The sequence below is a fragment of the Martelella sp. UBA3392 genome (genome assembly GCF_002358775.1).
GTDB classification, from domain to species: Bacteria; Pseudomonadota; Alphaproteobacteria; order Rhizobiales; family Rhizobiaceae; genus Martelella; species Martelella mediterranea.
Genome location: NZ_DEPM01000038.1, coordinates 10,805 through 14,589, shown reverse-complemented (window position 1 = coordinate 14,589; position 3,785 = coordinate 10,805). Strand labels below are relative to the sequence as shown.

The window sequence follows — 3,785 nt, the reverse complement described above, 5'->3', positions numbered from 1 at the left end:
GTTCGAATCTTGCCACTCCGACCACCACAATTTCCCGACAAAATTCCTGAAATCTTGTGCTTTGAGCCGGCTATTCGACTTGCCGCAGCGGGCGGAAGCTCATGCGGTGAAGCGGGCAGGGGCCGGTGTCGATGATCGCCGCGCGGTGGACCGCGGTGCCATAGCCGACATGGCCGTCAAACCCGTAGGCGGGATAGATGGTCGCGGCCTGCGCCATCATCCGGTCGCGGGTGACCTTTGCGATGATCGAGGCGGCGGCAATCGAAAGCGAACGGGCATCGCCCTTGATCACGGCTTCCGCGCGGCAGGGAATGCCGGGCGGCTGGTCGCGGCCATCGGCAAGCACCATCGCCGGCGGCAGCGCAAGACCCAGCACCGCACGGCGCATCGCATCGAGGGAAGCTCTAAGGATATTGATACGATCGATCCGGGCGGGACTGCTGGAGGCGACCGATACCAGCGCCTTATCGAAGATCGTCTCGAACAGCGCCTCGCGGGCCTTGGCCGTGAGCTTCTTGGAATCGTTGAGACCTTCGGGAATATTGTCCGGGTCGAGGATCACGGCCGCTGCCACCACCGGGCCGGCAAGCGGGCCACGGCCCGCCTCGTCGCAGCCGGCCACGGGCCAGAACCCGCGCAAACGCGCAGCACTTTCCAGCGAAAAATCGGGCACCGCTGGCGGCAGATCGAAAAGGGCAGGAGAATCGGAAGGAAGCGCGGATGACATGAAGTCATTTCACACCGCCTTCCGATCTCCCGCAAGTCCCCTTCGGAGCAATTCTGAGAACTGCTCATGTGCGGCAGTGAAGGGGACCTCTTCGGCCGGGTCCAAGGGCTTTCCCGGCCGGAAAGGGATCAGAACAGGTTGAGCTGCGCGCCGCCGCCATCGGGCGGGGTGAACAGGTCTTCCCTCAGCGCCGTGCTGCGACGGGTGAGCTTCAGCCGTTTGACGGCCATTTCGAATCGGCGGGCGATCTGCCAGGCATAGGGGCCGCTGCCCTTCATCCGCTTGCCGAATTCGGCGTCATAATCCTTTCCGCCGCGCATCGATCGGATCAGGCTCATCACATGGCGGTAGCGGTCCGGATGGTTCTCCAGCAGCCAGTCCTTGAACAGCGGCGCGACCTCGAGCGGCAGGCGTAGCAGGATATAGCTCGCCTCGGTCGCGCCGGCCGCGGCGCCACTGTCGAGAATGCGTTCCAGCTCGTGATCCGTCAGCACCGGAATGATCGGCGCAACGGAGATGCCGACGGGTATGCCGGCGCCGGCAAGCGCGCGGATCGTCTCCAGCCGGCGTGGGGGCGTGGCGGCGCGCGGCTCCATGCTGCGGGAAAGCTTGCGGTCGAGCGTGGTCACCGACATCGAAACCTTGACCAGATGCTTTTCCGCCATCTGCGACAGGATATCGATATCGCGCAGGATCAGCGCGGATTTGGTGGTGATGGAAACCGGGTGGTTGGCATCGGCAAGCACTTCCAGCACCTGGCGCATGATCCGCCATTCCTTCTCCACCGGCTGATAGGGATCGGTATTGGTGCCGATCGCGATGGTCTTGGCATGGTAACCGGGTTTGGAAAGCTCGCGGGCAAGCTGGCGGGGCGCATCGGGCTTCGCAAACAGGCGGGTTTCGAAATCAAGTCCGGCGGACAGCCCCATGAAGCCGTGGGTGGGCCTCGCGAAGCAGTAGATGCAGCCATGTTCGCAGCCGCGATAGGGATTGATCGAGCGTTCGAACGGCACGTCCGGCGAGGTGTTGCGGGTGATGATCGACTTCACCTTCTCGACCTGCACCTCGGTGGCAAAGGCCGGCAGATCCTCCTCCAGATGCCAGCCGTCGTCGAAGCGCTCCCGGCTTATCGGCTCGAACCGGCCGGACGGGTTGGCGGTTGCCGCGCGGCCGCGCCGACGTCCATGTTCGACCGGGTCGAAATGACGGGCCGGGGGCGGCGTGAAGCCGGCGATGTCCACATCGAATGCGTCTTCCATGATCATCTCCCGTCTGTTTTGCCGGAGGGTCTTCATGCCCTTTGGCAACACCTGACAGGAAATATAGGTTAATTTTTAGAACAAAGCAAGAACATACGACGCGGCTTTCGTTCACATGGGCGTTCGCCCTTGGCAAGAGCCGTGCAAATTGCCTAGATAGCGGCATGTTAAGCGTTCTGATCGAAAGCAGAAATCAGGAGGCCGAGCTTGCGCACACGCTCTCGGCTCTGGTGGCGGGCGCCGTCGAGGGGCTTGTCAGCGATGTCATCGTTCTCGAACACGGCGCCGGCGAGGGCGTCGAGCGCGTGGCCGATGCCGCCGGCTGCCGGTTCATGCGGAGCTGGGACCTGCCCGACGTCATCCGCCAGTCGCGCGGCGATTGGGTGCTCGTTCTGGAGCCTGGCGCGCGGCCGCTTTCCGGCTGGGTGGAAACGGTGTCGGAGCATATCGCGCTGGAAAACAGTCCCGCGCGGTTCTCGCGCTCGAAACGGCACCGGCGCTCGCTCCGGCAACGGCTTTTTTCGAAACGCTGCCCGCTGGAAGTGGGCGTGCTTCTGCCCAAATCCATGGCCCTGGAAAAGGCCAGTGCCGGCGGTGATTCGCCATTCCTGCTCGCCCGCCGGCAGATGACGCGGCGACTTTCCTGCGAGATCATTCCGGCCTGGGCGATGATCCGGACCTGACCCGAATCAGGCGCGATGCCGGCGTTTACGTGTTCCGCTTCAGGTGCTCGTCCAGCCGGGGCATGATTTCCACGAAATTGCAGGGCATGTGGCGATAGTCGAACTGCTGGGCGATGATGCCGTCCCAGCCATCCTTGCAGGCGCCGGGTGAGCCCGGCAGCACGAAGACGAAGGTTTTGCCGACAAGCCCGGCCGTGGCGCGCGACTGAACCGTCGAGGTGCCGATCTTCTCGAACGAAATCCGGTGGAAGATCGCCGAAAAGCCGTCCATCCGCTTGTCGAACAGCGGCTCGATCGCTTCCGGCGTCACATCGCGGCCGGTAAAGCCGGTTCCGCCTGTGGTCACCACCACATCGATCGCGTCATCGCCGCACCAGGCTTTCACCGTTTCGGCAATCGCCGTTCGGTCGTCGCCGACGATGCGGCGATCGGCCAGAACATGACCCGCGGTTTCGATCCGCGCGGCCAGCGTATCGCCGGAGCGGTCGTCGGCAAGCGTCCGGCTGTCGGAAACGGTGAGCACGGCAAAGCGGACGGGAATGAAGGGGCGGTCGCTCATGCGGCATCTCCTGAAGAAATTGTGGTCGTGGCAACGACGAACCAGTCGGGATAGGCGGCCGCAAGGTTGCGCGCCGCAATCTCGGCGCTCGCAAGATCGGGGTAGAGCCCGAAACAGGTTGCTCCCGATCCCGACATGCGCACGAGTTCGGCCCCGGTCGCCGCCAGCGCATCGGTAACGGCAAAGATCACCGGCGCGATGCGGCTTGCGGGAAATTGCAGATCGTTGCGCGCGCTCTTGATGAGGGCAAGCCAGTCCTCGGCCCGTTGCGGCATATCGCCGTCCAGAATTGGCGAATTATCGCGATGTTCCAGCGCCCCGAAAACCTCGGGCGTCGCGACCTGGTGCAAGGGGTTTACAAGCACGAGGAAGAGCCTCGGAAACCCGATTGCCGGCGTTATCGCATCGCCGATCCCGCGCGCAAACAGCGGCTTTCCGGCAAGGCACATCGGCACGTCGGCGCCGAGCGAAAGTGCGAGCGGCGCGGGTATTTCTCCGGGCAGGCGCCAGAGCCTTGCAAGGCCGCGCAAGGTCGCGGCGGCATCGGCCGAGCCGCC

At 64.0% G+C, this 3,785-nt stretch carries 4 protein-coding genes and 1 pseudogene; 1 reads left to right on the top strand and 4 read right to left on the bottom strand.

The window, feature by feature from the left end; all coding sequences use genetic code 11:
• Window positions 1-70: 70 nt before the first annotated feature.
• Together B4E36_RS03140 and B4E36_RS03135 are read right to left on the bottom strand one after the other, a co-directional pair.
• Window positions 71-727 carry a ribonuclease HII gene (locus B4E36_RS03140; RefSeq protein WP_292057358.1) on the bottom strand — a complete coding sequence of 219 codons (657 nt, stop codon included), beginning with the start codon at window positions 725-727 and terminating at the stop codon, window positions 71-73.
• A gap of 128 nt (window positions 728-855) precedes the next feature.
• Window positions 856-1,992 carry a PA0069 family radical SAM protein gene (locus B4E36_RS03135; RefSeq protein ID WP_345899957.1) on the bottom strand — a complete coding sequence of 379 codons (1,137 nt, stop codon included), beginning with the start codon at window positions 1,990-1,992 and terminating at the stop codon, window positions 856-858.
• Window positions 1,993-2,150: 158 nt separating this feature from the next.
• Between B4E36_RS03135 and B4E36_RS03130 the strand changes: the two genes are divergently transcribed.
• A complete protein-coding gene (locus B4E36_RS03130) occupies window positions 2,151-2,669 on the top strand; it encodes a hypothetical protein (RefSeq protein ID WP_018062637.1) in 519 nt (172 codons plus the stop codon).
• A 25-nt stretch (window positions 2,670-2,694) separates the two neighbouring features.
• Here B4E36_RS03130 and moaB read toward each other — a convergent pair whose 3' ends face one another.
• Together moaB and B4E36_RS03120 are read right to left on the bottom strand one after the other, a co-directional pair.
• On the bottom strand, window positions 2,695-3,228 hold the full coding sequence (gene moaB, locus B4E36_RS03125) for a molybdenum cofactor biosynthesis protein B (RefSeq protein WP_292057359.1): 534 nt from the start codon (window positions 3,226-3,228) through the stop codon (window positions 2,695-2,697).
• Window positions 3,225-3,785: pseudogene (locus tag B4E36_RS03120) on the bottom strand (4-(cytidine 5'-diphospho)-2-C-methyl-D-erythritol kinase); the annotation flags it as partial. The pseudogene B4E36_RS03120 and the gene moaB, both read right to left, overlap by 4 nt.